This is a genomic window from Mesorhizobium sp. P3_A9 (assembly GCF_056402975.1).
Genome location: NZ_JBFUGJ010000498.1, coordinates 1 through 3337, shown reverse-complemented (window position 1 = coordinate 3337; position 3337 = coordinate 1). Strand labels below are relative to the sequence as shown.

Below are 3337 nucleotides of genomic sequence, written 5' to 3'. Positions count from 1 at the left end.
GCTGAAACAGATGGGCGATGATAAACTCATGATCCTGATGGCTGACGAGCGCGGCGACGTAAGCGCGAGTCATCAGCCGCGCGATCACCAGATTGCGCGGCAGATGGAAGTCGCTCAGCCAGTCATTGATTGTGAAGAATAGCGCGCCGGTCCATCGTTCAAAGGCGCCGCCACGGCGAGCTTCCTGCACCCCATAGACCACATCGAGCTTGTGTTCCGACATCTGCTCCGCAAAGGGCAGCAGGCACTCGGGCTCYTCCTCGAGATCGCTGTCGATGAGGAACACCCGATCGCCCTTGGCGTGGGCCAGCCCGGTCATGATCGCCTTGTGGTGACCGAAATTCCGCGACAGGTCGATGACGGTCACGTGCCGATCAACCACGCTGCGCGCCACCGCAAGGTCCAGGCTGCCATCGGGAGAGCCGTCATTGACGAGAATGATCTCGAACTCATCCCCGACCAGGCGACGCGCCGCGGCAGAGACCCGGTCGCAAAACTCGGCGATATAGGGCTCTGACTTGTAGAGCGTGCTGACGACGGAAAGCTTCATGACGGGGGAACCGGTCCATTGCCGCGCCAGGCGCTTCCGCCCAACGTCTCATTTCAGCTATCGTTGCCCCAGGAAAAGCAACACCGTCAACCTGGCTTCCTTCATTCTACGCCCTCAATGCCAAAATCGGATGTCTTCACATCCAATTTCGCAAGTTGGCTTGCTCAAGCCGGCAATTAATGGAACTGTCCTGGTTGAAGTACAGGAGGTGCTTTCTTTCGGCGACACCAGTAGCGCCGTTTGGCGGGGGGACGACAGTGTCCGATTCTTTGAACAAGCCTTTGCGGACTGCCGGGTCGCTGCCTGTTGCATTCAATCGCCTGCATTTGACCGGGCGGGAGATGCTCTACATCGCTGAGGCGCGGGTCGCCCAGCACATGTCCGGTGACGGGGCTTTCACCAAACGCTGCCATGCCTGGATCGAGGAGCATGTCGGGTGCGCAAAGGCGCTGCTCACCCATTCATGCACGGCGGCGCTGGAGATGTCGGCTCTCCTGCTGGATATTGTTCCCGGCGACGAAATCATCATGCCGTCCTACACATTCACATCGACGGCGAATGCGTTTGTGCTGCGCGGCGGCGTGCCGGTATTCGTCGACATAAGAGAGGATACCCTCAATCTCGACGAGCGCCTGATAGAGGCCGCGATAACCCCAAGGACACGGGCGATCGTGGTGGTCCACTATGCCGGAGTGGGCTGCGAGATGGACACCATCCTCGATATCGCGCACCGGCACGGGCTGAAGGTCGTCGAAGACGCTGCCCAGGGCGCGATGGCGCGCTACAAGGGGCGGCCGCTCGGCAACATCGGCGATCTTGGGACGCTGAGCTTCCATGAGACCAAGAACCTGATTTCGGGTGAGGGCGGCGCGCTGTTGATCAACGACCCAGAACTCAGCCATCGGGCCGAGATCATCCGCGAAAAAGGAACCGACCGCAGCCGGTTCTTCCGTGGTGAGGTCGACAAATACACCTGGCAGGACGTCGGCTCCTCCTATCTGCCCAGCGATTTGCTGGCGGCATTCCTGCTCGCCCAGCTCGAGGATGCGGAATCGATCACCGCCGAACGTTTACGGGTATGGAACCGCTATCACGAGCTGCTGGCGCCGCTGGAGCAGGCCGGACAGCTTCGCCGGCCAATCGTTCCGGCCGAGTGCGAGCACAATGCGCACCTCTACTACGTGCTGCTGCCCGAAGGAGTGGACAGGCGTGGCGTGCTGGCCCGCCTCCGGGAAAATGGCATCGACGCCATTTTCCACTATGTTCCGCTGCACGAAGCGCCGGCGGGCCGACGCTACTGCCGGACCCACGGCGACCTGCGCGTCACCACCGAAGCCGCCGCGCGCCTGATCAGACTGCCGCTGTGGTATGGCCTCAGTCTCGCCGCCCAGGAGGGCGTGGCCGCGGTGCTGAGCGCCGGTCACCGCTGAACAATCCGCAAGGACGTTGAGCTATTCCTGGGATTCTTGGGTGGGTGAAGCTGCGAGCAGATGACGAAGCGGGTGGCCATTCTCCAATCGAACTATATCCCCTGGAAGGGATATTTCGACCTCATCGCGTCGGTCGACGAGTTCATCCTCTACGACGACATGCAATATACCCGTCGCGACTGGCGCAATCGCAACAAGATCAAGACACCCGCCGGAGCCCAATGGCTGACCGTGCCTGTCGTGACCAAGGGAAAATACCTTCAGAAGATCGTGGAAACCGAGATAGACGGCGCCGACTGGGCTCAATCCCACTGGCGGCAGCTACAGCTAAACTATCGCCGGGCGAGCTGCTTTTCGGAAATAGCCGAATGGCTGGAGCCGCTCTATAGCCGCCACTACACGCACATATCGGAGCTGAACCGCTGCTTCATCGCGGCAATATGCGGGTATTTGGGGATCACCACGGCCATCACATCGTCCAGCGCATACCAGCTCAACGGTGCCAAAACCGAGCGGTTGGCCGATATTTGTGCCCAGGCCGGAGGGACGGTCTACGTTTCCGGGCCGTCCGCGAAGGACTACATCGTGCCTGATATCTTCGAGCTCAAGGGCATCGATCTCGAATGGTTCGACTACGAGGGCTATCCTGCCTATCCCCAGCTCTGGGAGGGGTTCATTCACCAGGTGTCGATCCTCGATCTGCTGTTCAATTGCGGCAAGCAGTCCCCTCGGTTCATGCGGTTCGTCACCAAGTGAGCTTAGTTTCGGATCCCTGTTGCGCATGGACCGGCTGTTCGCCGTGACCATGGCCGAGCAGGGCGTCAGCCAGCTTGTGTCGGTCGATCTGCAGGCGGCAGAGGCGATGCGCGAGGCGARCTGACGCGCCCGGCTGAAGGATCGTTTGGACAATCTGGAAGCGATTGGCCACTTCAGTCTCTGCCACGCAGAACCCAATTATCTCCCTTTGGGGGTCTTGTTTTAGGACATGTAGGAAGGTGTCAAGGAAACCCTTTGCGCTCGGAAAACGGCCGACCTCCTTCTGCCCGCGCGCTTGAATTCTGCATGCAGGACTTTGGGCGCGCGGGCCAATTCCTCATGCTCCGCCGTGATTGATGCAGATTCTCATACTGGTTGGTTCCAGCGTCTGTCGACGCGAGCGGCGTTAAGGCGCACGTCAGATTTGATGAAATTCCGTCAATCAAGTATTTGTGTACAGGGAAACTTGCGGCCGAATCGCAAATAGGCCGTAGGTCGGTTGACTTAATGTGCGGCTTTTATAACTGTTGCTATTGGCTAAAAGCGAGTTGTTCTGATGGTCAAAGGAGACGCTTTAACGAGCATCGGAGCACCGTAACTG

At 59.4% G+C, this 3337-nt stretch carries 3 protein-coding genes; 2 read left to right on the top strand and 1 reads right to left on the bottom strand.

Annotation, left to right across the window (positions count from 1 at the left end):
* The coding region (locus tag AC1DX0_RS33275) for a glycosyltransferase family 2 protein (protein ID WP_477358605.1) at positions 1-550 on the bottom strand (550 nt) is incomplete at its 3' end.
* Between the two features lie 257 nt (positions 551-807).
* Between AC1DX0_RS33275 and rffA the strand changes: the two genes are divergently transcribed.
* Both rffA and AC1DX0_RS33265 read left to right on the top strand, forming a co-directional pair.
* Positions 808-1980, top strand: coding sequence for a dTDP-4-amino-4,6-dideoxygalactose transaminase (gene rffA / locus AC1DX0_RS33270; RefSeq protein WP_477358603.1), 1173 nt, complete (start codon positions 808-810; stop codon positions 1978-1980).
* A 60-nt stretch (positions 1981-2040) separates the two neighbouring features.
* Complete coding sequence (locus AC1DX0_RS33265; RefSeq protein WP_477219613.1) at positions 2041-2736, top strand: WbqC family protein; 696 nt, start codon at positions 2041-2043, stop codon at positions 2734-2736.
* The last annotated feature ends 601 nt before the right edge of the window (positions 2737-3337 follow it).